This is a genomic window from Streptomyces sp. NPDC044061 (assembly GCF_056434305.1).
Genome location: NZ_JBWKFL010000026.1, coordinates 23854 through 45544 on the forward strand (window position 1 = coordinate 23854; position 21691 = coordinate 45544).

20 protein-coding genes and 1 pseudogene are annotated in these 21691 nt (G+C 68.9%); 13 read left to right on the forward strand and 8 right to left on the reverse strand.

Features of this window, described 5'->3' with window-relative positions:
- Window positions 1-8 precede the first annotated feature (8 nt).
- The 5 genes from AC07CM_RS33895 to AC07CM_RS33915 form a co-directional block, all read right to left on the reverse strand.
- The gene (locus AC07CM_RS33895) at window positions 9-272 is read right to left on the reverse strand and encodes a hypothetical protein (protein WP_478880311.1); all 264 of its coding nucleotides are present in this window, start codon (window positions 270-272) and stop codon (window positions 9-11) included.
- A 327-nt stretch (window positions 273-599) separates the two neighbouring features.
- Window positions 600-2438, reverse strand: a complete 1839-nt coding sequence (locus tag AC07CM_RS33900; RefSeq protein ID WP_478880312.1) for a TerD family protein — start codon at window positions 2436-2438, stop codon at window positions 600-602.
- A 182-nt stretch (window positions 2439-2620) separates the two neighbouring features.
- Window positions 2621-3076: a DUF3761 domain-containing protein gene (locus tag AC07CM_RS33905; protein WP_478880313.1), complete on the reverse strand. Its 456-nt coding sequence runs from the start codon at window positions 3074-3076 to the stop codon at window positions 2621-2623.
- Window positions 3077-3681: 605 nt separating this feature from the next.
- Window positions 3682-4044: a hypothetical protein gene (locus tag AC07CM_RS33910; RefSeq protein WP_478880314.1), complete on the reverse strand. Its 363-nt coding sequence runs from the start codon at window positions 4042-4044 to the stop codon at window positions 3682-3684.
- Window positions 4045-4059: 15 nt separating this feature from the next.
- Window positions 4060-5292: a helix-turn-helix domain-containing protein gene (locus AC07CM_RS33915; protein WP_478880315.1), complete on the reverse strand. Its 1233-nt coding sequence runs from the start codon at window positions 5290-5292 to the stop codon at window positions 4060-4062.
- Window positions 5293-5454: 162 nt separating this feature from the next.
- On the opposite strand from AC07CM_RS33915, the gene AC07CM_RS33920 reads away from it, so the two are divergent.
- The 11 genes from AC07CM_RS33920 to AC07CM_RS33970 all read left to right on the forward strand — a co-directional run bounded on the left by AC07CM_RS33920 (window position 5455) and on the right by AC07CM_RS33970 (window position 15908).
- Window positions 5455-5946, forward strand: coding sequence for a hypothetical protein (locus AC07CM_RS33920; RefSeq protein ID WP_478880316.1), 492 nt, complete (start codon window positions 5455-5457; stop codon window positions 5944-5946).
- 4 nt (window positions 5947-5950) lie between these two features.
- Window positions 5951-6484 carry an ATP-binding protein gene (locus tag AC07CM_RS33925; RefSeq protein WP_478880317.1) on the forward strand — a complete coding sequence of 178 codons (534 nt, stop codon included), beginning with the start codon at window positions 5951-5953 and terminating at the stop codon, window positions 6482-6484.
- A 247-nt stretch (window positions 6485-6731) separates the two neighbouring features.
- Entirely contained in the window at window positions 6732-7847 is a 1116-nt protein-coding gene (locus AC07CM_RS33930) for a radical SAM protein (RefSeq protein ID WP_478880318.1), read from the forward strand.
- A gap of 2 nt (window positions 7848-7849) precedes the next feature.
- Complete coding sequence (locus AC07CM_RS33935) at window positions 7850-8062, forward strand: hypothetical protein (RefSeq protein ID WP_478880319.1); 213 nt, start codon at window positions 7850-7852, stop codon at window positions 8060-8062.
- A gap of 99 nt (window positions 8063-8161) precedes the next feature.
- Entirely contained in the window at window positions 8162-9034 is an 873-nt protein-coding gene (locus AC07CM_RS33940; protein WP_478880320.1) for a GNAT family N-acetyltransferase, read from the forward strand.
- Between the two features lie 428 nt (window positions 9035-9462).
- Entirely contained in the window at window positions 9463-10284 is an 822-nt protein-coding gene (locus tag AC07CM_RS33945; protein ID WP_478880321.1) for an RNA polymerase sigma factor, read from the forward strand.
- A complete protein-coding gene (locus tag AC07CM_RS33950; RefSeq protein WP_478880322.1) occupies window positions 10281-10598 on the forward strand; it encodes a hypothetical protein in 318 nt (105 codons plus the stop codon). The genes AC07CM_RS33945 and AC07CM_RS33950 overlap by 4 nt, the downstream gene beginning before the upstream one ends.
- Before the next feature lie 109 nt (window positions 10599-10707).
- Window positions 10708-14121 carry a CHAT domain-containing protein gene (locus AC07CM_RS33955; RefSeq protein WP_478880323.1) on the forward strand — a complete coding sequence of 1138 codons (3414 nt, stop codon included), beginning with the start codon at window positions 10708-10710 and terminating at the stop codon, window positions 14119-14121.
- Between the two features lie 437 nt (window positions 14122-14558).
- Window positions 14559-14801 carry a hypothetical protein gene (locus tag AC07CM_RS33960; RefSeq protein WP_478880324.1) on the forward strand — a complete coding sequence of 81 codons (243 nt, stop codon included), beginning with the start codon at window positions 14559-14561 and terminating at the stop codon, window positions 14799-14801.
- The gene (locus AC07CM_RS33965; RefSeq protein WP_478880325.1) at window positions 14801-15355 is read left to right on the forward strand and encodes an RNA polymerase sigma factor; all 555 of its coding nucleotides are present in this window, start codon (window positions 14801-14803) and stop codon (window positions 15353-15355) included. Before AC07CM_RS33960 ends, AC07CM_RS33965 begins: the two co-directional genes overlap by 1 nt.
- Window positions 15348-15908 (forward strand): hypothetical protein, encoded by a 561-nt coding sequence (locus AC07CM_RS33970; RefSeq protein WP_478880326.1) that lies wholly within the window; start codon window positions 15348-15350, stop codon window positions 15906-15908. The genes AC07CM_RS33965 and AC07CM_RS33970 overlap by 8 nt, the downstream gene beginning before the upstream one ends.
- Window positions 15909-16458: 550 nt before the next feature.
- On the opposite strand, the pseudogene istA reads toward AC07CM_RS33970, so the two are convergent.
- Window positions 16459-17236: pseudogene (gene istA, locus AC07CM_RS33975) on the reverse strand (IS21 family transposase); the annotation flags it as partial.
- Between the two features lie 170 nt (window positions 17237-17406).
- Window positions 17407-17610 (reverse strand): cold-shock protein, encoded by a 204-nt coding sequence (locus AC07CM_RS33980; RefSeq protein WP_388446727.1) that lies wholly within the window; start codon window positions 17608-17610, stop codon window positions 17407-17409.
- 281 nt (window positions 17611-17891) lie between these two features.
- Here AC07CM_RS33980 and AC07CM_RS33985 point away from each other — a divergent pair, with 281 nt between their 5' ends.
- Entirely contained in the window at window positions 17892-18104 is a 213-nt protein-coding gene (locus tag AC07CM_RS33985) for a hypothetical protein (RefSeq protein ID WP_478880327.1), read from the forward strand.
- Window positions 18105-18733: 629 nt separating this feature from the next.
- Here AC07CM_RS33985 and AC07CM_RS33990 read toward each other — a convergent pair.
- Complete coding sequence (locus AC07CM_RS33990) at window positions 18734-19336, reverse strand: TetR/AcrR family transcriptional regulator (protein ID WP_478880328.1); 603 nt, start codon at window positions 19334-19336, stop codon at window positions 18734-18736.
- Window positions 19337-19526: 190 nt separating this feature from the next.
- Here AC07CM_RS33990 and AC07CM_RS33995 point away from each other — a divergent pair, with 190 nt between their 5' ends.
- Window positions 19527-21347, forward strand: a complete 1821-nt coding sequence (locus tag AC07CM_RS33995) for a serine/threonine protein kinase (RefSeq protein WP_478880387.1) — start codon at window positions 19527-19529, stop codon at window positions 21345-21347.
- The last annotated feature ends 344 nt before the right edge of the window (window positions 21348-21691 follow it).

Here is a 21691-nt window from a genome sequence, read left to right on the forward strand (position 1 = left end):
AAAGCCGGTCACCATCCCGGATCAGCCGGGCGCTGATGCCCGCACGGAATGATCGTGCCGTTCTTGTCGACGACCTCGGAGGAGTTGGCCGAGTTCACCCACACGGTGATGCCCTGCGCATGGACGACTACGTTGAACGGCGACTCCTCCGGCTCCAGCTCCGTCACGACGGTGAACTGCTCACCGGGGCACATCCAGTGGTCAGTTCCCCAGGGCTCCACCCACAAGCAGAGCATGCCCTCGGTCTCGTTGCTCACGCTGGTCTTCGACACGCCACAACCCTAGCGAGCAGCATGATCGGCCGGACAGCTCCTGGTGGTGCTGGAGAGGGTGCAGTGAAGCGGGTCCTCTGATGAGGCCGATACCCGTGGGGGTCTGCTGCGAACGAGTTGTCGTGGGGATCCGTAGAAGAGGGTGCAAGGGGCTCTCGCGGACACGTGGGAGTCAAAGTCCGGGGCCTGCTCGCCAGGATTGGCCGTCGCAACGAGCAGGCCCCGTAGCCGAAAGGACCCTCAGGGTGACGGCTGCATCGGGTGGGTCACTTTCAGGGGGGCCGGGGTGGTTCGCTCAGTGGCTCTCGGTGGGGGATGCGCGCAGCGCTACTCGATGTCGACGCCGTGTGCGCGGGCTAGTCCGGCCAGACCGTCCGCCCAGCCCTGACCGACCGCGCGCAACTTCCACACCGGCCCTGCGCCGGTGGTGTGCCGGTACAGCTCGGCGACGACCATGGCGCGGATGCCGGGGTCGGCGGGGGGCTGGAAGGTCCAGGCCGCTCCGGAGGCGCAGTCCACGTGCAGGGCGGCGTGGGTGAGGGCGCCGCAGGTGAGACCGGCGGCGACGTCCATGGTGACGGCGATGGCGACACGCTGGACGTGCTGGGGCAGCGCGGCGGGGTGAAGGACCGCGCGTTCGACGGTGTACGGGCCTTCGGCCTGCGTGCCCAGCAGGCGGGCGGCGCCCCCGGCGGCCGAGGGCTGGTTGTAGAAGACGAAGTCCTCATCGCAGGTGACCCGGCCGCCCCCATCGGTCAGGAACAGCGTGAGGTCGGCGTCTGCGCCGGCGAAGGTGAAGGCGATGTGCATTCCCTGCCGGGCTTCCTGCGGGAGTACCAGGTTCTGCCCGGGTGCGAGCACCGTCGCAGGGGCGTGGCTCGGCGGGGCGGGCGCCAAGGTCGGCAGGGCGGGCGTGGGGCCCGGCATGGTGGGCGTGGGGCCTGGTGGTGCCATGGACGGCGGCGCCGATGGGGTCTGCTGGTTCTTCCACTCGGCGAAGGGGCGGATGCGGTAGTGATCCGGTGGGGGAGCGGAGTGCGCCCCAGGCACGTTGGCGCGGAGGTCACCGTCCAGGTCGGCCAGGGTGGCATCGCCGCGGCCCGGGTCGTCCTGGGCGTGGTCGAGGAGACTGTGCAGCCCGGGCAGCCGGCTGGTGTCCAAGGGCTTGATGGTGCTGGACAGGTTCCCGGAAGCGGTGGTGGCGACCGCGCAGGCGACGTCCTGACCGATGTCGAGGAACCGCAGCGCGTCGTTCGCCTCCTGCCAGGGCCCGGCTTCGACGGCCTGGCGTGTCCAGCGGCCGTAGGCCACGAAGCCGAGCCGCTGGGTGTCGGGCAGGCGGGTGAGCACGGCCAGGTCGACGGCGGTGATCCCGGGCGCGACAGCGAATGCCTCTTTGAGCGTGGCGACGAGGTTCGACCCCATGGAGGTGAGCCACCACAGGGTGCGGTCCCTCTTGGTGAGCTTCTTGAGGGTGGGGCGACCACTGGGGGTGAGGCCGGGCGTCTGGTCGGGGAGCGTGTCGATGTCCTGCTGCCGCATCACCACCGACAGGACCGAGCCGTCGACTCCCACCGCACAGCCTGCGGCCGGGTTGTCGGAGAAGGCGTAGTTGACCATCTCGCATACGGTTTCCTCGTCGTTGCCGAGCAGGGACCGCCACCACTGATCGGCCTCGGCGGCGAGCCGCTCGTGGACGCCGTGCAGGCGGGCCTCTTCGGCGGCGAGATAGATCGGGGCGTCCGTTTCGGCGCGCTGCTTGGCGGCGGCGCGCTCGGCGCGGGCGAAGATCCCCAGCCCCGCGACATGGTGCGCCTGGGCCTCCGCCAGGGCCCAGGCCAGGCCCAGCTGTGGGGGCCCCGGCACCACCGGCGGTCTGATCGGGGTGAAGGACTGAAGGTGGACGCTGGTCGTCTGCCGCCTCAGCTCCTGCAGTTGGGCGATCGCGGCGTCGCGCTGTGCCTCCTGCTGAGCCCGCTCGGCCTGGCGGCGGGCACGGTCCAGCTGCGCCGGCGAGGGGGCGACGGTCCGATTCCGGCTTGTGCCGGTGCGGCGCCCCCTACTCAGCGAGCTCAAGGCGTAGAGCGGGCCCACTCCGGAGGAGACCCGCGTGCCGCCGCTGCCCACGCTGATACGCGCGGCCCGGGGCCCCGCGGATGCGCGCACGCCCCGAGTCGAGACCCGCACGCTCATTCCTGGCACACCCACACGGAACCCGAAAGCCATGGTTTCCTCTGCATCCTTGCTGTGATCCGGGGCCTGCCGGATGGGGCACTTGTACCCGCCTGCTGCGACGGCGCGGCCAGCTGCGCTCACGGCTCGGTCGGCCGTGCCACGCGCTGCGTCTCCTAGCTGAAGAAGACGGCAACACCGCCGTGGTGCGAGCAGGCGCCCTGGTGATGGGCGGCGTAGCTGTACGTGCCGTCGTTGCACAGGGCGGTGGCCCCGGCCGGGTGGGACGTTCCGCCCCCCGAGCTGGAGGAGCCGCCCGCCGACGAATTGCTGCCCCCACTGCCGGAGGAACCGGAACTCGACTGGTGTGTCGCCGGTGCCGCGGGCTTGACCGTTTTGGTCACGGTCACCGTGGGGTGCGGCGTGGCCGTTCTGGTGACCGCGACCGTGACCGTGGGAGCCGGCGCGGCCGTCTGGGTCGCGGTCGCCGTGACCGTGACTTTGGGGTGCGGCGTGGAACTGGAACTGGCCTCGCTGGATCCCGTACTCGCGATCGTGGCACCGATGACGAACAGCGTGAATCCGCCGGCCCACACACGCTTGCGCTTGTGCAACGGGCGGATGTCAGGCATGCGGACGGGCTCCGGCGGGCGGACGGACCACGGCGGACCGGGCTGGTTCTGACTCACGTGGCGACCCCCCACTGCGGAACTTTCGGACGCCTTGTGGCCCGATCAGTTGAGCACTTTACAAATTTTCCCTGCAATGCACACATACCCGTTACGTAATCGCGATGACTCGCTTGCCGCCCCGAGCCGTGGCACGTGCTTCGGGGGGCGTAGTTCGCGTGCCTGAACGCCGTCAACGCGCGTACTTCGCACAGGCGTTTGACCAACATCGTCTGCTCGACGCCGGGCACGGTCGGCGAGTCGGGCGTGACGTCGGCGGGCACGCATACGAAGTGCTCAGCGCGCAAGCTGTTGGCGGCCGTCTTGCCCCGTCCGCCGCTTGGGCGGTGGTGTGGTCGTGTCGCTCGCATCGATGCCCAGACCCATCGGTGTTCTCACGCCCGGTATCTCGCCGCTCTGCAGCGTCGAGGCACCCGCGCCTGCCGCTACCTGCAGCGCTTTGCCGCTCGACGAGGACTGTGCCACCGGCGCTCTGCCCGGTGCGATGATCGCATGATGAAGCCCCCTGGCTCTCGCGGCTGGGGGTCTTTCGCCCGTTCGGGACCGGCTTACTTCAGGCTGTTTTCGACGGCCTCGAAGATGTCCGCGTCCGTCTCCTTCTGCCAGTCCGGCAGGTCCGGCCAGTCGGCCACGTACCCCGGCTTCGGGTCCTCGAAGTGCTTGAACATCTGTGCCGTCCAGCACGTCGCGACGAAGCGGCCCTTCTGTTCGCGCGACAGGCGGGAAGCGTGGCTGGCACTGAGTTCGAGGGACTGGCGCACCTGCTCGTACACGGCGCCGGCCGCACCGCGTTCCCACTCGGGCGTGTCCTCCCAGGGAGTCACGTAGCTCGGCTTCGGCTCGCCGGGGAAGTGCTTGTGCACTCCAGCGATCCACGCTTCGCGGAAGACCCGCGCGCCCTCAATTGTCATGCCGTCCTCTTCTCGTCACGCTGTCAGAGTGCCGATCTCGGCCTTCAACTCGGCGATGTGCCGGTCGCGCCCGAAGTTGGCCAGCTCGGCAGTCAGGGTTTGGAGTCTACGGGCGACGTACCCGGACCCGGAGGCCCGTGCCAGCCGCAGGGCTTCGAGCCCGTAATGCATGACTTGCTCCGAGTCCGTGCGCTTGGTGCCAATGGCGGCCAGATCGACGAGCACCGCGCCTCGGCGCCGAAAGGAGTGACCCGCGGCCAGAGGAGCGAGCGTCAGGGCATGCTTCAACGCGGTCTCGGCCAGGTCGAGTCGGTTGAGTTGCAGATACCGGGCGCCTCGCTCCTCTGCAAGCCGCGAGCCATCGAAGCGCAGCCATCCGCCGTTCGATACCTGCCCGCTGAGGCTGGCCACCCTTTCCGCGTCGTCCAGGGCTTCCTCGCAGGCGTTGAAGTCACCGAGCCCGGCGAACGCCTCCGCCTGCACGGCTGCGGCCCAGTGTCTGGTCGCAAGGCCGCTGTCTCCGCGCAGGGCGACGCGGCGTGCGGCCCCCAGGGTGTCCGCGGCTCGCTTGTAACAGCGCTCGGACAGGTCTACGTAGGCGCTCCGGATCAGGGCGCACGCCCACAGGTCCCAGGCGCCGACCTCCTTGCTCGCACTGGCTGCAAGAGAGTACGAGGCTGCGGCATCGTGGTACCGGTTGGCGTCGAAGGCCAGCTCGCCCGCCAACTGGAACAGGTCGCCGGCCGCGAAGCACAGCGGCCCCGCCTGGGCCCGCCCGTCGCGCAGCGCATCGTTTACGGCGGTGAGTTGAGACTGCACTACCGGGAACACAGAGCGTTTGGCGCGGGCGAGTCGATACACCTGCCACAGATGGCCGTTCATGCGTCCGAAGTCGTCGGCGCTGTCCTCGAGGGCGTCCACCTCACCGCCAGGTATGGCGGCGACCGTACCGGACACCGCCATGAGGCGCAGAAACTCGCGTCGGATCATGTCGTCTGGGTCCCCTGGGACGTGGTGGGCACTCGACGCCGGCCCTTCGGGCTTCGGCTGCACCTCGGCTGAATTGAGTAATGCATCGAGTTCGTCGAGGTCCATCTGTAACACCTCGGCGACCTTCAGCCGCTGCGGAGGCTGGGGCCTGGATTTGCCCGTCTCCCATCGGCCTACGGTGCGCCGGTCGACGCCTACAGCGAAGGCGAACCCCTCCTGGGTGAAGCCCCGGCCTCTACGTCGGTCGGCGATGCTCATGCACGCCCCCTTCCCCGACTGCTGCTGCCCGCAATCCTGGCGCCTGTCCCATGTCCCAGAGACGTCCCCACACTGCCCCATGGACGCCGTGGTCCGCACGCCCTTCACGCGGAACGCTGTCTTCATCCGGTCAGACCACCGGCAGCCAGCGAGGGACACGCCGTGAAGACCCAGATCAGCAGATTCGAAGTGACAGAGTCAGCCGAGGGCGGCGTACCGATCGACGTCGAGCTGATCCAGGACAGCCCCGAGGCGGCCCTCTCGTCGAGGCTCTTTTGCTGCGGCGGCGCATTCGACGCCGTGCACATCAGCGAGGTCATTCACGCTGCCGCCGGAAGCGATGAGCCGGAGGCCGCCCGACCACTACCCGGTTCGGGTCCGACTCGCCGCGAGATGCTCCGCTACTCCGTCCTGGTCGGATATAGCAGGGGTCGCCGACGGGAGTGGCAACCAGTGGGAGATGAGGTCGGGTTCACGGTCGTCGGCGACTACCTGGGTGTCCAGGCCGTGGACGCCACCACCCCTACCGCACGCAGCGCCTGGTGCGTGGAGCTGGGCGGCCTCGGCGACTTGGCCCCGCGGGAGGCGGTGTCGCAGCTCGTCCACATCGGCCGCTGCCATCTCGTGCACGCAAAGAAGCAGATCAGTGGGTGACGTCATGACGGGCAGACGCGGCACGGCCCAGGGCCGCCCGGGTGAGAAGGCGGCCGCGGGCCGAAGTTTGCCCCGCCGAGCGGAGTCCGTGCCGGTCGCCCGCCGCCTCGTGCGGGCAGCCCTCGCCGACTGGGAACTGCAGGGCCTGAGCGATACGGCGGAGCTGGTCGTCACCGAGTTGGTGACCAACGCGGTCCGCCACGCCCATCACGACATGATCCGGGTGACGGTCCGCCGCTTGAACCACGAGCTAGTACGGGTGGCCGTTATTGACAAGAGCCGGGCCATGCCGGTGCTGCTCCCTCCCTCGCAGGACGCCGTCGGTGGCCGGGGCATGGCCATCGTGGACGCCGTCTCTGTCCGCTGGGGCACGGAGCGGCTGCCCTGGGGCAAACGGGTCTGGGCCGACCTGGAGCAGGAGCCCACCCCCGTGCAGGACCGCATCCCCATGTTCGCCACTCAGCGAGGCCAGGCGGTCTACGTCCTCATCGCGGTGGCGCTCGCGGCCCTGCTGGTCGCCGCCGTCGCCCACGGATAGGCGTCCTCCCCAACACCCACCTCGGGCCGGTCGCTGCGAACCGATCAGCTCCCTGACCGCAGAACCCGCTTCCTCCGCTGCGGGGTCTCTGGCCGGGGGGCAGCCCAGACCTCCCGGCCGGCCCTCCGTGGGGGAGTGACGGCAGTCAGGACACCGGTCCCGGCCGTTGCCGACCCCAGGCGGCCGGGACCAGCCCACCCGCAGACTCCCGCCCCGATCCGGGCGGCCGACCCCTCATGGAGCCCGCATGCATTCCCTGATCGCCAGTCCGTTCCTGGATCAGCACGTGCTGGTCCGTCCGGGCAGCCGCGGCGGCGCCCTGCTCCCCGTGGAGCGGTACGAGGAGCTGTGCGCCCTCGACTCCACAGCGCCGCCCCCGGCCTGGCTCGCCGACGCGGTCCGCGAGCAGTGGGAAGACCTGGACGTGACCGGCCGCCCGCCCAGTGACTTCCTGCTCGTACGGCAGCCGTCCACCTGGGGCTACGGAAAGGCCTCCTGGGAGGTCAACCTGGGCTGCAACTACAAGTGCAAGCACTGCTACCTGGGCCTCAAGGTCAACTCAGGCATGCCGTGGGAGGACAAGCGGCAGTGCCTGGACATCATGGCCAAGGCTGGCGTGCTGTTTCTCCAGGTCACCGGCGGCGAGCCGACCATCGACCGCGATTTCCTGCGCGCGTACCGATACGCCTGGGAACTCGGCATGATGATCACGGTCTCTACGAACGGCTCCCTGCTGTGGCGGGAGAATCTGCTCCGCCTGTTCAAGCAGTGCCCGCCGTACCGCGTCACGGTGTCCATGTACGGCGCGACTAAGGCCAGTTACGACGAGCTGACCCAGCGCGAAGGCGCGTGGGACCAGTTCGTGCAGGGCATGAACGCCGGCCGCCACGCCCGCCTGCCGCTACGCATGAGCATCGTCGTCACCGACGACAATGGCCACGAGGAGCAGGCCATGGTCGACCTGAGCCGGTCGTGGGGCGTCGAGTTCGAGGTTTTCACGAACATGACGCCGACGATCTACGGCGGCGGCGAGGTGCTCACCGCCCAGTCCAAGGAGCACCTGCGGCTCCGTAAGACCTTCACCGGCTGCAACGCCGGACACACCTTCTTCCACATGGACCCGCACGGCTTGGTGTCCATTTGCAAGATCGGCCGCGACGACCAGATCAGTCTGCCCCACGAGGGCATCCAGGGCCTCGCCCGGCTGGGAGCGATCGCGGACCGCCTGATGCTTCGGACCGGCGGCTGCTCAGGCTGCACGCTCGCCGGTACCTGCCGCGTGTGCAGGCCCCTGGCCAAGCACTACCAGGAGGCGAAGGCCCCGCTGGCGGCTTACTGCCAGCACGGACAGAAAGCAGGGTGAAGATGACCGCTGTAGCAGTCGAGATCGCACCGTTCTCGCCGAGGCGTCCGCTCCCAGGCGACGACAGCCCCGAGCAGGGCGGCCGGCCGTACTTCACGCGGCCGGTCCTGGCACCGGTCACGCCGGTGGCCCGGATCACCGGTATCGCTGACATGGACACCGTGATGGACAGCGCGAAGTGCTCGTGCGCCGCCGGTGACGACAACCCGCACTAACGGTGTGATTCGCACCTGATCAGGTGCTGGACGCGCAGGCCCCGGACGTGACTTCGGCTGGGGCCTGCGGCGTACGCGCCGTCTGGGTAGCGTGCATGCATGCGCTTTCACTGGGGCTGGATCGAGCCCGTGATGCCCGTGCCGTACGTGCCGACCCTCGGTCCCGTGCGGCGGGAAGACCCCCTGCCCGACCTGTTCGAGGCCGTCGTGGACATCGCCGGAAGCGGGCGCTTTCTCCCGTATGACAAAGACCGCCGCTGGTCCGACATCAAGACCGAACGCGTTCTGGTCGACGCCCTCGAGCACGACCGGACGCTGACGCTCGTGCCTACGTTCGCCGTGCGCGGCGCCGGCGTCGTCAAGGTCTACGTGTACGGGGCGGCGCCCGATAGCCTGACGGCCGGCGCCGACCTGGCCCGCAAGCTCGCCGCCACCCACGGCGCCGCAACGGCCCGCGTGGTGTGGTTCGTCGGCCCTGAGCAGCCGGAGGCGTACGCCCAGGGAGTGGGGACACGCGTCCAGCTCAAGGACTTCACTCACGGGCCGGGCGAGGCGCCGGCCGTGCCGGTCTACCAGGACAAGCAGCTTCACGAGGGCGCAGGATTCGAGGGGTTCGCCGCGCAGATGGCCGGCGACGGGTTCGCCTTTCTGCATCAGCAGATGCTGGCCGGGACCGTCGGCCCCGTCCTCACCGTCCTCCACGACGGCCGCGTCGCCGGCGCCATCGGTCCCATGGAGACCATGCTCGACGCCACGCACTGCGCCCGCCTGCTGCCCCAGTACTTCGGGGTGCTGCCCCAGTACCGGGGCCACGGCTACGGCCGGGCCCTGTGGCGCGCTGCGATGCATTGGGGATACCAGCACCGCGCCGCGTACCAGCTCCTGCAGACCGAGGTGGGCGGAGCCTCCGACCACTTGTGCGCGGCCGAGGGCCTGACATCGCTCGGATTCGTCAACCAACGAGACGCCTGACGCCGACTGGCACCACCTCGGCGGGGAGGTCCTGGCCCTCCTCCGAGGGTTCTGGCGACCTGGGACGTTGACGCGAGTACGGCCGCCGTCCTCGCCACCCTCGCGGCAGCCGCTCCAACCCCGCAGCCGCACGCAGCGTCCACGTCTGGATCGAAAGGCCGCACGTGCAGCAGTTACAGCCCGTATGCCGCTGGCTGGCAGCGCCGCCGTGGGACGATCATCGTGCTGCGTGTGCCGCTAGAGCGTCAGGCTGCGGACGGGTTTGCCGTGAGCTGTGCGCAGTGGGCCAAGGACTGCGAGAAAGTCTGCTCGGCCAGGGAACGCGGCGCCGTCTTCGGCCCTCGTTCGGGTATGACCCTTGTGCCCGGTCGCTGCTGGGGCCTCGCCCGCGTTGACCAGATGCCCGTCGTGGGGGGAAGGACGCACCCGTGAACTCATTCAGTGAGCCGGTCCTGCCCCCGGCCGAATCGCCGCCTGTCCGCACGGGTGTCGAGCCGTACCAGGAGCCGTGTGCGGGGCTTGAGTCCGAGACGGATGACGAGCCTGCTGTCGACACCAGCGCAGCGTTACGTTTTCGCGATGCCGCCCTGGTCGAGCTTCTCCCTGCCCAACCCACGCTGTATCAGCGGGGATTGCCCACCGAAGCGCTCGACGAGGACCAGGTAGCTTTCCTGACGCCCGGACAACGCGCCCCTGTCATCCCGGCTGCGCCGCGGGCCCCCGCACCCACCACCGTATGCCCGACGACCGGCTGCCCGGACCTTGAGGTCTTCTTCGTCCACGAGAACTTCGAAAAGACACGGCGCGCGATCAGCGCCCTGTTACGCGAGGATCCCACGCAGGCACAGGACATCACGCAGGAGGCGTTCGTGATCGTCTACGAGCGCTGGGACCGGGTGTCACGGATGGACAACCCCCTCGCCTACGTCAAGAAGGTGGCCTGGCGGCTCGCCCTGAAGTGGCTGCAAGCCCGAAAACGCGCGCGCGAAGTGGAGGCCGCGCTGCCGATGCCGGTTACGGACGGCGGGGCCGAAGCGGCGGGGATCATCGCGCGCATCGACCTCGTGCGTGCATTCTTGCGTCTGAGCCACGCGCACCAGGAGGTCCTCGCGCTGTCGATGTCCGGTCTGGATCCGCAGGACATTGCCCCGCTCCTCGGTATCCCGGCCAGGACCGTGCGCACCCGTCTCTTTCGGGCGCGCAAGGCATTGGCGGCGCATCTTGAAGACCCCCGGGAGGGACAGTCATGAAGCACGGCAACGACTCCGGCTCGGCCACTGCGGGTGCCGACACCGCCAATGCCTGGCTCGCCGGGATCAAGGCGGAGGCCGCCCGCCGGCAAGAAGTCCGCGACGTGTCGGCGATGAGCGAGGACGAACTCATCGACGAGGCCGCACGCGGCATGGCCGAACGCCGTGCAGCGCGACACGACTTCATCGGCGCCTTGGCCTGGGAGGAGATCGCCGAAGGCACGCGCAGGAGGGAAGAACGCAGCGATCCGGCCGCGCCCTGCCACGTCGACGAATCCGGATTTCCTGCAGTGGAACGGACCAGCAGCGATTGATCCGTGTAGTGCGAGCGAGAGCCCGGGGGTGGCGTCCGACCGCTGATGCGCGGCCGTGCTCCTCCCCTGGGGCATGGGGCGAGGACCGTGCCGTCCCGGTGGATCCCCGATGATCGACACTTTGCTGGCCGCCTTGCGCTCCCGGCTCGACGCCCTGGCCGAACACGGCGACGTGGCCTTGCTCCTGGACGACCAGGCGGTCCAGCAAGCTCGCCTCCTCGTGGCAGCGCTCCCCGCTGAGGGAGATGACGCCGGCACGGGCCCTGCCGCACTGGAGGCGTTGCGTGTCGCGGCCCTGGTGCACTGGCACCGCTACTGCCTGCGAGGAGCAGCTACCGCAAACGCCCAAGCCGCAGAGGAGGAGGAAGACGAGGACCGCGTGGCGGCCATCGCGCTCTTCTCCCGAATCCATCGCCATGACGCCCTGGCAGTTCCCGATCCCCTGCTGCCACTGATCGATACCGCGGGCGACGTCACCGAGGACGAGCCGGCCGGCTGGAACGGCATGGCCCAGCCCTACCTCGACCGGTACGACAGCACCGGCGACCCTGCCGACCTGCGAACGGCCGTCCAACTGCTGGCGGCCGCGCTCGACGCCACGCCAGAGGAGTCACCGGAACGCCCCGAGATCGTCCTCCGCTTCGCCGGAGCGCTGATGTCCTTGCACCAGGACACAGGTGATGAGCCGGTTCTGGATTTCTGTATCGATACCACGCGGGCCGAGACGCGGTACACGCAAACGACGGACCACGGCGCGGCGGCCTTCTCGGCCCTAGCGGCCGCCCTACTCGTCCGCTTCGCCCAGCGCCGTGAACCGGAAGCATTGGAGGAGGCCGTACGGGCTGCGCACCGGGCAGTGGAGCTGGCCCTGCGGGAGGCTGGCGCCGATACCGCCGCCTATCTCGGAACTGTCCTTTCCAGGGCCTTCTCCCAGACCGGCTATGAGCGTCTGCTGTCCGAGGCAGTGCTCTTCCTGCGTGAGGCCGTCGCACGTACACCCCGGGGGGAGCCCGAATTCCGGTTGCGCTTGCAGGCCCTCAGCGAGGCCCTGCTCGTCCGGTACAAGCGCACGTCAGACCCGGCCGCCCTCCAGGAAGCCATTCGCGCTGCGCGGGGGGCCTTCCGGGAGCTGACTTATGCAGACAGCGCCGCCCGGGCCCGCGTGGTCGGCGTCCTCACCGACGCTCTGGTGGAACGCTTCCGCTGGGGCGGGGACAGGGTGGATCTGCTGGAGGCGGCGCATCTGTGGCGCCAGTGCCTGGCTGATCTTCCTACCGAAGACCCGTTTCGTCCGACCGCGGCCGCTCAGGCCAGCGCAGCGCTGTGGCTGCTGCATCAGGACACCGGTGACACGGAAGCCCTTCAGGAAGCGATCTCATACGCCACGTCAGCAGTCGAGTCGACGCCGTATGACGACAGCGCCCGAGCCGGCCTGATGAGCAACCTGGCGGCGATGCTGCGGGCCCGCTTCCTGAACGGAGGCACCTTTGAGGATCTCGACCGAGCAATCGCCCTGCTGCGCGAAGCCGTTGCACAACTGCCAGTCGATCACCCCGAGCGTGCCGCGCAGCTGAGCAATCTCGGCAACGCCTTGCGCACCTACCACGACCTGACCGGCGATCCTTCGACACTCGTGGAGGCGGTGACGGTGAGCCGGGCAGCCGTCGAGTCGACGCCTCAAGATCATCCGAGCCTGCCAGTCCATCTCGGCAACCTCGGCGCGATCCTGCGCACACGTTACGAGTACACCAGTGCCGCCGACGACCTCGACGAGACCATCTCTCTGCTGCGAGCAGCGGTCGCGGCCCTTGCAGACGGTCACCCCAGCCGGGCCGTGCAGCTCGCCAACCTCGGCAACGCCATGCGTCTGCGGCATGAGTACACCCGGGATCCCTACGATGCTGCCGAGGGCCGCCGGGCATTGTGGGCCTCCGCCGAACCCCCGGCTGCATCCCCGCTTGTGCGCATACGTGCTGCCTGGGCCTACGCGGAAGCAGCGCGCCAGGACGGCGACACCGCCGAAGCCCTCAAGGGCTTTGAGCTGGCGGTGGAACTGCTGCCGCGCATCGCACCACCCTCCGTAGCCCACAACGACCGCGAGCACAGACTCGGGCGGTATGCCGGGCTCGGCTCCGAGGCCGCCGCCGCCGCGCTCGAGGCAGGACGCCCCGGGCGCGCGCTGGAGCTGCTCGAGCAGGCCCGGGGCATTCTGCTCGGCGAGGCGCTCACCGCGCGGGGAGAACTGCAGGAGCTGGCGGCACACGACCCCGTCCTGCACACGCGGTTCCAGCGACTGCGAAATGCCCTGGCGCTCCCCGAGATCGACGCGGACACACGGCGCTCGCATGCTGTCCAGCTGGAAGAGACGATCACGCAGATCCGTGCGCTGCCGGGCTTCAGCCGATTCCTGCGTCCGCCCGCGCTCGCCGACCTGCAACACGCCACGAGCGACGGCCCGGTCATCGTGGTAAATGTCACCGAGCACCGCAGCGACGCCATCGTGCTAAGCCCGGAGCCCGGCGCCCGCCCTCACGTCATCCCCCTGCCGGACCTCACGCCGCACGCAGTGGCCACACACGCCGACAGCTTCCTCACAACGATCATGCCTCAGACGGCAGCAGAGATGTACCGTGCGCAGTCGCAGATCATGTACACGCTCGCCTGGCTGTGGGACGTGGTGGCTGCGCCAGTGCTGCAAGCCCTGGACATCACCGGCCCGCCGGCCGAGGGCAGCTCCTGGCCCCGGGTGTGGTGGTGCCCGATCGGGCCACTGGCCTGCCTGCCGCTGCACGCAGCAGGCTGGCACCAAAACGGCAACGACTCGGTCCTGGACCGGGCGATCTCCTCCTACACCCCGACCCTCCAGGCCCTCGCCGTGAACCGGCGACGGACACACCCCGATGCGTCCGACCCGGCCACGGATCGGCACACCGGTGCACTCATCGTTGCGGTGCCCGACACACCAGGAGCACCGCCGCTGCCCCACGTCCGCCAGGAGGCACAGGCCGTGTCCCTGATGATGCCGCAGGCCACACTGCTGGTCGGAACCGAGGCACGCCGCGACATGGTGCTCGCCGAGCTCGACCAGTACCCCATCCTCCACTTCGCCTGCCACGGCGTGACGGACTGGCACGACTCCTCAGCGAACCGGCTGATGCTTTCAGACGGGTCCCTGTCGGTGCGTGACCTGCTCAGCCACCGGCTCGAGCAGACGCAGCTGGTGATCCTGTCTGCATGCAGTACCGGCGCGGTCGGCGGCAGCCCATCCGACGAAGCGGTACACCTGGCCTCATCATTCCTCGCAGCCGGCGCCGCGCACGTTGTCGGCACGCTGTGGGCGGTCGAAGACAGGGCCGCCGCGTGGACCGCGGAGACTCTGTACGAGCACCTGACCGCCCAGGGCAGCCAGCCCCCGCACCCCAGACTCACCGCGCTCGCACTGCACGCGACGACCCGGCGGCTACGGCAGCAGCTCCCTGGGGTGCCGGCGCGGTGGGCTCCCTTCGTCCACATCGGTGTGTGAGCTGCCGCGGCACACGAGACAAGCCCCTCGGCGCGAATTCCGGCGTCGGATCAGGAAGCCGTCCTGAGTCAGCCCACCACCGCCCGGCTTCTGGACGCGTTCTGCACGACCGGCCGGCAGCAGAGAGAACGCCTGCCCCTGTGCCTTCCGGTCGGGCTGTTGGTCGCCGGGACCGCCCGGGGGACGCGAAAGAGCGGGGCAGCCGTCAAGACCCGCCATTGCCGGGCCCGTACCCACCCCCGTCCGCATGCTCCCGCCGAACACCCTTGACCTGGTCGGAACGCATGCTGAGGCCGATTGGCCGGCTGTGGCTGCCCCCTGGCCTCAAGATCGGTCCGGCCCATCTGAATCGACATGTAATGCAGGAGGGGGCTCGTGCCTTAAGGAGGTGACGCGGTGCTCGGGATGCGCCGCCGAGACAGAAATGGGGAGGCACCATGGACCCGGTGACGGTCACCGCGGGCTGTGGCGTGGCGGCTTCGGCGTTCCGGCTCGGATACGTCTGGCTGAGCGCGTGGTCGCACAGGCGCCGCATTGAGCTGGAGATCCGCCGCGCCAAGTCGCAGGGTGCGACGCTGATGGAGACCATCAGCTCGCTGCCGCCCGGCAGCGTGATCACCGAGGTTCTGCCCGACGGCCGGCGGGTCACCATCAAGCTCCCGCCTCGTGAGGCGGCGTGATGAGTGAAACCCCGGTTCAAGCCGGACCTGAAAACCGGCCAGGCCCGTTGGCCGAGCTGGTGCGGCGCGGCGACTTCTCGGTCTTCTACAGCACGGAGAAGAAGCGCCTGACTGCGTTCCTGATCTACGCCGGGGCGAGCGTGTGGGAGGCCGACGACCTCGCGCACGATGTGCTGTCCAAGCTGCTCCCCGACCGGTGGATGACTATGGAACATCCCCACGCCTACCTGCGCACGTGCGCGATTCGCGCCTACTTACGGCAGAACGAGCGCACCCGTGAGATTCCAACGGACAAACTTCCCGACCTCCCCGGCGGTATCAGCCCCGTGACCTGCGTGGAGCTATCCGAGCAGACACGCAGGATCGTTGGTGCGATCCTGCAGCTCCCTCCGACACAGCGCACCGTGATGGCGTTCGTGATGAGCGGCTCCGACACCGCCGAGATCGCCGAAGCGCTCAACATGACCCCGGGCGCCGTCAACACGAACATCTGCCGCGCACGCGCACGCCTGAAGACCACGCTCGGCCTCACGAAGGGAGAGAGGAATGCGTGAGTACACGCTCGATGAGCACGAGCGGACCGAGGCCGACGACCGCCTGGACCAGCTCCTCGCGGCCACCCACACCGAGCTTGTCGACGCCATCGCAACCCAGCAGAGCCCCCCCACACCCCCGAGGACACCCCTCATCCCCCTGGACAGTCAGGGGCCGTTCTCCACTCTGCCCGGAAGCGCAATGAGCGTTCCCACGCCGGTGCAGATCCGTCAAAAGCTCACGATTGTGTACGGTGAGGCACATCCGAGTGACGCGCTCGTATACACCATCGAGTGCCTTCTGAAGCTGCGTGCAGCACTGGCGGAAGAAAGGGTGCCCGGCGTGGCACGTGCCCTAGGAACCATCAACCAGCTGACAGAAGGACTGAGCGAACGGCGGTTGAGGCGGATGTCGGCTATGAACCTCATGGACGACATCGTGAACGCGGTGCACCCGATCCTCCTCGACGCGTGGGACCCGAGCGACCTCCAGATGTGCCTCGAAAAGGCTCACGATGCGGTCTTCCACCTGTTCGACAACTCAGACGACTTCGAGGAATGCGGTGTGTGCTGACCCTGCTGCTCGGCGCGCCCTGGGCTCAACCGCCGCTTCCCTGCGACCTGCCTCACGCTGCCCTGCCCAACCAGCCGACGGGGCCGTACTCTGACCTGGTGGTTCCGCTGTGATCACTGGGTCGGTGAGATGCGGTGGGATGAGGAGAGGAACAGCAGGCTCGGGAGGTCCCGCTCGTATGACGCCGGGGAGTGCGCTGCCGCCACCCGCCGGCCACCGGGCTGTGCCGGGACATGAACCGCTGGGTCGGCATCGTCTCGCTGCGGGAGACCGCGGCGCCGACACCCGTTTCGTCGACCTGGGCTGAACCCCAGCGCCTAAGCCGGGCCGGCTTCGTGGATGAAACCCGGCGGCTCTGCGGCGGACACGTCGTTCAGATCGGGCGGCCAGTGGGGCTGTCAGTGTCCGACCAGACCAGGCCTGCGTCCCGTGGCCTGAGGGCGAGGTACGGGCTTTCCGCCCGCAGTTGTCCACACTGCTATGCGCCGACCCGTGCTGATGTTCGCCGTGCTGGAGTGCGGGGGACGCTGACAGAGGGGGGGACATCGCCGCCCAGTTCGGCCGCAAAGCCGGCAGCAGGTGAGGCGAAGACTCGACCGGGCAGGAAGTTGGTCTCCAGATAGCCGTTGGCCCGCTCGACCAGGCCCTTGGCCTCCGGATCACCGGGTCGGCACTGGATGATGCGGATGTCCAGCAGTCCGGCGAATGCCGCAAAATCCTCGGTGAGTTGAGGCCGTCCCCCTCGCCAGGATCCAACGGCGGCCTCGTTGTCCCAGACCAGGGCCTTGGGGACGGCCCCCAGACCGGTCAGCAGCCGCCAGTGCCCGGCAATCAGGTCGGCCGCGGCCTTCGTCGGCAGCATCCGGGCCATGATCCACCGCGAGTAGCCGGCCACCAGCACCAGAACTGGCGGACTGCCGGTTTGCCCGAACCCGAGGGGGATCTCTGCCGGCGGAAACCACAGGTCGACTGCATCAGCTCGCCGGGCTCGTAGACCGTCTGCGAGACCGGATCCGCCACCCGGTAGGCCGGCCGCAGATCCCTGACCCGCGCTTGAGCACTGAATACGACCGGCTCCAGCCGATCCGCTCCGCAATCACCGTCGCGGGCATCTCCGGGAACTGCCGCAGTAGATCACGGATCTGCGGCTCGACCTCGTCCACGATCGAACCTCGCGGCGGCCGCTGATACTTGGGCACCACATCGTTGGCCAATGCCCGCCGCACCATGTTCCTCGAGATCCCCAGATGCCTCGCGATCGCCCGGATCGGCATCTGCTCGGCCCAGTGCAACCGGCGGATCTCCGCCCAGTCCTCCACGTCGATCACCCTTCCTCCTGGCCCGGCTCAACGAGCCAGACCACTGAAGGGGGTCAACTCTCAAAGGCCACCACTGGTCCACTTTTCAGAGGCCACCGACACCCACCATCGGGGGCGGGTAGAACCGAAAAGCCCCGGCCGGTGGGTGCATCCCGGCTGGGGCTTCTTCGTGTTCGGCGTTACGCGGGGCGGATGTTCTCCGCCTGGGGGCCCTTCTGGCCCTGAGTGATGTCGAACTCGACCTTCTGGCCCTCCTGGAGCTCGCGGAAGCCCTGGGCGGCGATGTTCGAGTAGTGGGCGAAGACGTCCGGGCCGCCGCCTTCCTGCTCGATGAAGCCGAAGCCCTTTTCTGCGTTGAACCACTTCACAGTGCCCTTGGCCATGTGTTTGTCTCCTTCGAGGGGACTCGTATCGGGTCCCGCACTGTGCCGGATCCGGAGGTGATCGCCCTGGTCCGGAGAGGCGTTGAACAGCAAAAACGCCCGCGATTGCGATCACGGGCGAACGGGACTTCGGAACCACGACTGCTGATCATGACGTTACACCGGTTGGTGACGCTCGGCCACAAAGAACCACGACGGCAACGTGTCCCGTGGGGCGACCGGCCGCCGCTGACAGCCGTTTCCCAAGTGCGCATCGCCTGCCGCCGGGTGAGGCTGAGGCTATGGCTGAGCCTCGCGTGATCGTGTTCCCGCCCGTTGAGGGTGGTGGCCGGCGTGTCCAGGTCGACAGCGAGACGCTGGGCACCGCATTCGGTCTGCACGATCTGGCGGTGTTCCTGGAGCGTGTCGGCCTGGAGGGGTTGGACGAGGTGGACGTGGCGAATTCGCCGCTGATCGAGTGGCACGGCGGCGGCCCGGAGGTGTGGGAGCACTGAGCGTCCCGCCTTGGCGCTGGCGGCCGACGTCACCCGTTCGGCCCACTGCTGTCGCGTGTGGGCTCGGGTTCGCTGGCCAGGGGCCCCGACTCTATGTGGTTACGCGCTGGGTGTGCCGTCTTCGAGGTAGAGGGTGGTGTGTTGGGCGCGGGCGTGGACGCTGTGGTGGATCCGGCGGGCGAGGAGAGGGGTGACGCGGTTGCCGCGACACCACCGCCCTGCGCCGCCGCCTGCTGCTCCTGTCCGTACGGCTGTGGTGGCACCCCTACTGGAAGACCGTGCCCTCGGTGCCGGCGGCGCGCTCCGAGCTGCGGCAGCTGGCCCGCGCACGGCGAGCTGTCCAGGCCGCGTGACCGCACGCCTCGGTCGATCAGAAGCAGGAGGTTGCGGCAAGGGTTGCGTCTGTCTGTTGCGTTGGATGTTGCGTCAAGTGTTGTGCTAGGTGTTGCGCGGCCTGCAGGGGCGTCCCCGTGTCCGTGCAGGTCACCATGCGGTTTTGCCGTGGTCGGCCTGCTGACATCCCCGTTGCGGCTGCTCTGCCCATGTCCCTTGGCTGAAGGAGTAAGGGATGGGCGGCGCGGCCGCGGCCGGGGATCGGGGCGCGCTCTTGGCCGACCAGCGGGCTGCGTTTACCTCGGCTCTGCGCTGACCGACAGCCAGATTCGCTCTGCCAGGATCCCCGCCGCCTCGTCGAGGTCGATGTCGTGGATACCGGAGAGCCAGCGGCGGGCCATGGCGACGACCGGGCCCAGCACGAGGGACTCGATGAGGGGCTGGGAGAGCGGGGCCAGCTCGCCGGATTCCACGCGGGGTTGGATCCAGCGGGTGAGGGCTGACACCCTCGCCCGCTGGGCGTCTCGCTGCTCCTGGCCGCTCCGCATCGGCTGGCGGTCGCCGTATGGGGAGTGCATGAGCCGTGCGGCGTCCGGGTGTTCCCGGACGAACGCGAAATAGGCCCGTACGACGGCCTCGATGCCGTCACGCGAGGTCGGCGCGGCCTGCAGTGCGGTGAGCAATTCGTCGAGCAGCCTGCCCATCCAGCGCCGCTCCGCCGCGATGACCAGGCCGTCGATGCTGCCGAAGTGGTGATAGAGGCTGCCCAGGCTGACCCCGCTGGCCTTGGTGACGGCACTGACGGTCAGGCCCTGTTCGCCCGACTCCGCGTAGATGCGCAGCACGGCGCCGAGGAGGCGGTCCACGGTCGCCTCGCCGCGTTGCTGCTTGGGAGTCATGTGGTGCCGCCGATTCCGTTGGTTCCGTTTACAGAGATCTAGAGTGTTTTTCTAGAAAGTACTTCTAATTCTACTACCCGCTGACCCAGACTTGCCTGTGCGGGTCACGAGTGTCCGCCCGGCCGTGGGGGGAGCGGGCGGGCACTCGTCCACTCCCGTGACGATCGCGAACGGGGAAGACGGGTACGACGTGTTAGAGCTGCGCGGAAGCGGTGCCGAGCCGCTGGAGGACGAAGATCCGCGGCGGATCGGGGGCATCCCCCTGATCGGCCGGCTCGGGGCGGGTGGCATGGGCCGCGTGTATCTCGGCGTCCACGAAGGGCGTTACGCCGCTGTCAAGCAGGTGCTGTCCTCCGTCGCCGCCGAGGACAAGGCCTTCCTGCGCCGATTCGGGCACGAGTTGGACAACCTCGCCAAGCTGCCCGCGCGGGCCACCGCGCCGCTGCTTGTCAGCGACCGCACCGCACAGCCGCCGTGGTTCGCCACCGCGTACGTCGCCGGACTCACCCTGCGCGAGGCGGTCGAACTGAACGGCGCTCCGCTGCCCGCCGACGCGCTGTGGCTGTTGCTGCGGGAGGCGGCCTCGGGACTGGCGGAGGTACATGCGCTGGACATGGTGCACCGGGACGTCAAGCCGTCCAACGTCATGCTGACTCTCGACGGCGTCACCGTCATCGACTTCGGCGTCGCCCAGGCCGCGGAACAGAGCCAGTTGACCCTGTCCGGCATGGTGGTGGGCACGCCCGCCTACATGTCGCCCGAACAGGCCTCGGGGGCACGGAAGTCGACCGGCGCCGTCGACGTGTTCGCCCTCGGCTCGGTGCTCGCGTACGCTGCCTGCGGGCGCCCGCCCTTCGGCGACGAGTCCGGGCACGGGGTGCTGTACCGCATCGTGCACGAGGAGCCCGACCTCGACCCCGTGCGCGAACCGGCCCCGGAGCTCGCCGAGGTCGTCGCGGCCTGCCTCGCCAAGGACCCCGGCGCCCGCCCGACCGCCGCCGAACTCGTCGAACTCGCGGAACAGCACGGGCCGTTCACCGCCCCGCTGTGGCCGCAGGCCATCACCGAGCGGCTGTCCGAACGAGCCGCCTTCGCCGCGACACCAGTCCCGAAGATCGAGGATCCGTCCGTCCCTGTCCCGACCCTCCCGTCCGCCGAGCCGGAGTCGAAGCCGAAGCCGAAGCCCGAGCCAGAGCCGGAGTCCACGCCCCGCCGTGAGCCGCGCGAGCACCGCCGCCGTACCCGGATCCTGTTCGCTGCTGTCCCCGTTGTGGTCGTGGTCACCGGTACAACCCTCGCGATCCAGCTCCTGCCGAACACCTCCGCACCACAGGCCGGCGCCCGCGTCACGCCGTCGGTCACGGTCTCGGCGTCGCTCACCCCGACCCAGTCCCCCTCGGGCACGGCGACTCCGGGGAAGCCGCCGTCGGGCAAGGGCAAGGGAAAGGGGATGAGCGGGGCGCAGACGAGCAGCAGGAACTCGGGCACCGGCGCCGGTACCGATACGGGCGCGGACGCCAAGGACGGCTCCCGCGACTCCGGCGCCTCGGACGGCTCGGGCGGAAACAGCGGCTCAGGTGGCTCGGGCGGTTCAGGCAGTAGGCCGACGGCCGCATCGGACGAGGACGCCACGGCGGGCAGCTACTTCCACCTCGTGAACGGGGACAACGGCCACTGCCTGACCCTGACGGCCTACGGCAACGGGCTGATCCACGGGAGCTGCGCAGACGACGCGAACAGCTCCTGGGCCTTCCTGAGCGCGTCGGACGGCTCGTTCAAGGTCGTCAACCAGGGCAGCAGCCAATGCCTGGTCACCCCCGTCTTCGGCAACAACGCCTCGGTCGGCTCGTGTGAGGCGTACGGCCAGTCCTCGATGTTCTGGACCAGGGGCTCCGGCGGGAGGCTGCGCAGCGTGCAGAGCGGCCAGTGCCTCGATCTGGCCTCGGGTAGCAGCGTGACGGCGTACGACTGCGACTCCGGGAAGGCGTCCCAGCACTGGGCGAAGAAGTAGCCGTAGCCGTCCGAACCCTTTCGTAAGCATTCAGAATGAATGCGGCTGACTGAGGGCCGTCCCGTAAATGATCTCTCAGTGGACGCCGCTGGAGCTGTCTCTACCGTGGGCCGCTCGTCTATCCAGCGAGGTTGAGGTTGTCCCAGCTGTGGCCCATGGCCGGTCCCCGCCGCGTCGGCACGCGAATCAATCAACGTCCGAGGATCCTCGGAGTCCGAAGATCCTCGGAGGGGACGTCGACGTGTAGGTCCCTGCCATGGTCCGAGTGCGCAGCCGCTTGATCTTGCCGTTGGCGTTGCGCCTCTACCAACGTCCCAGGGCATCGCGAAACTCCAGCATTGTAC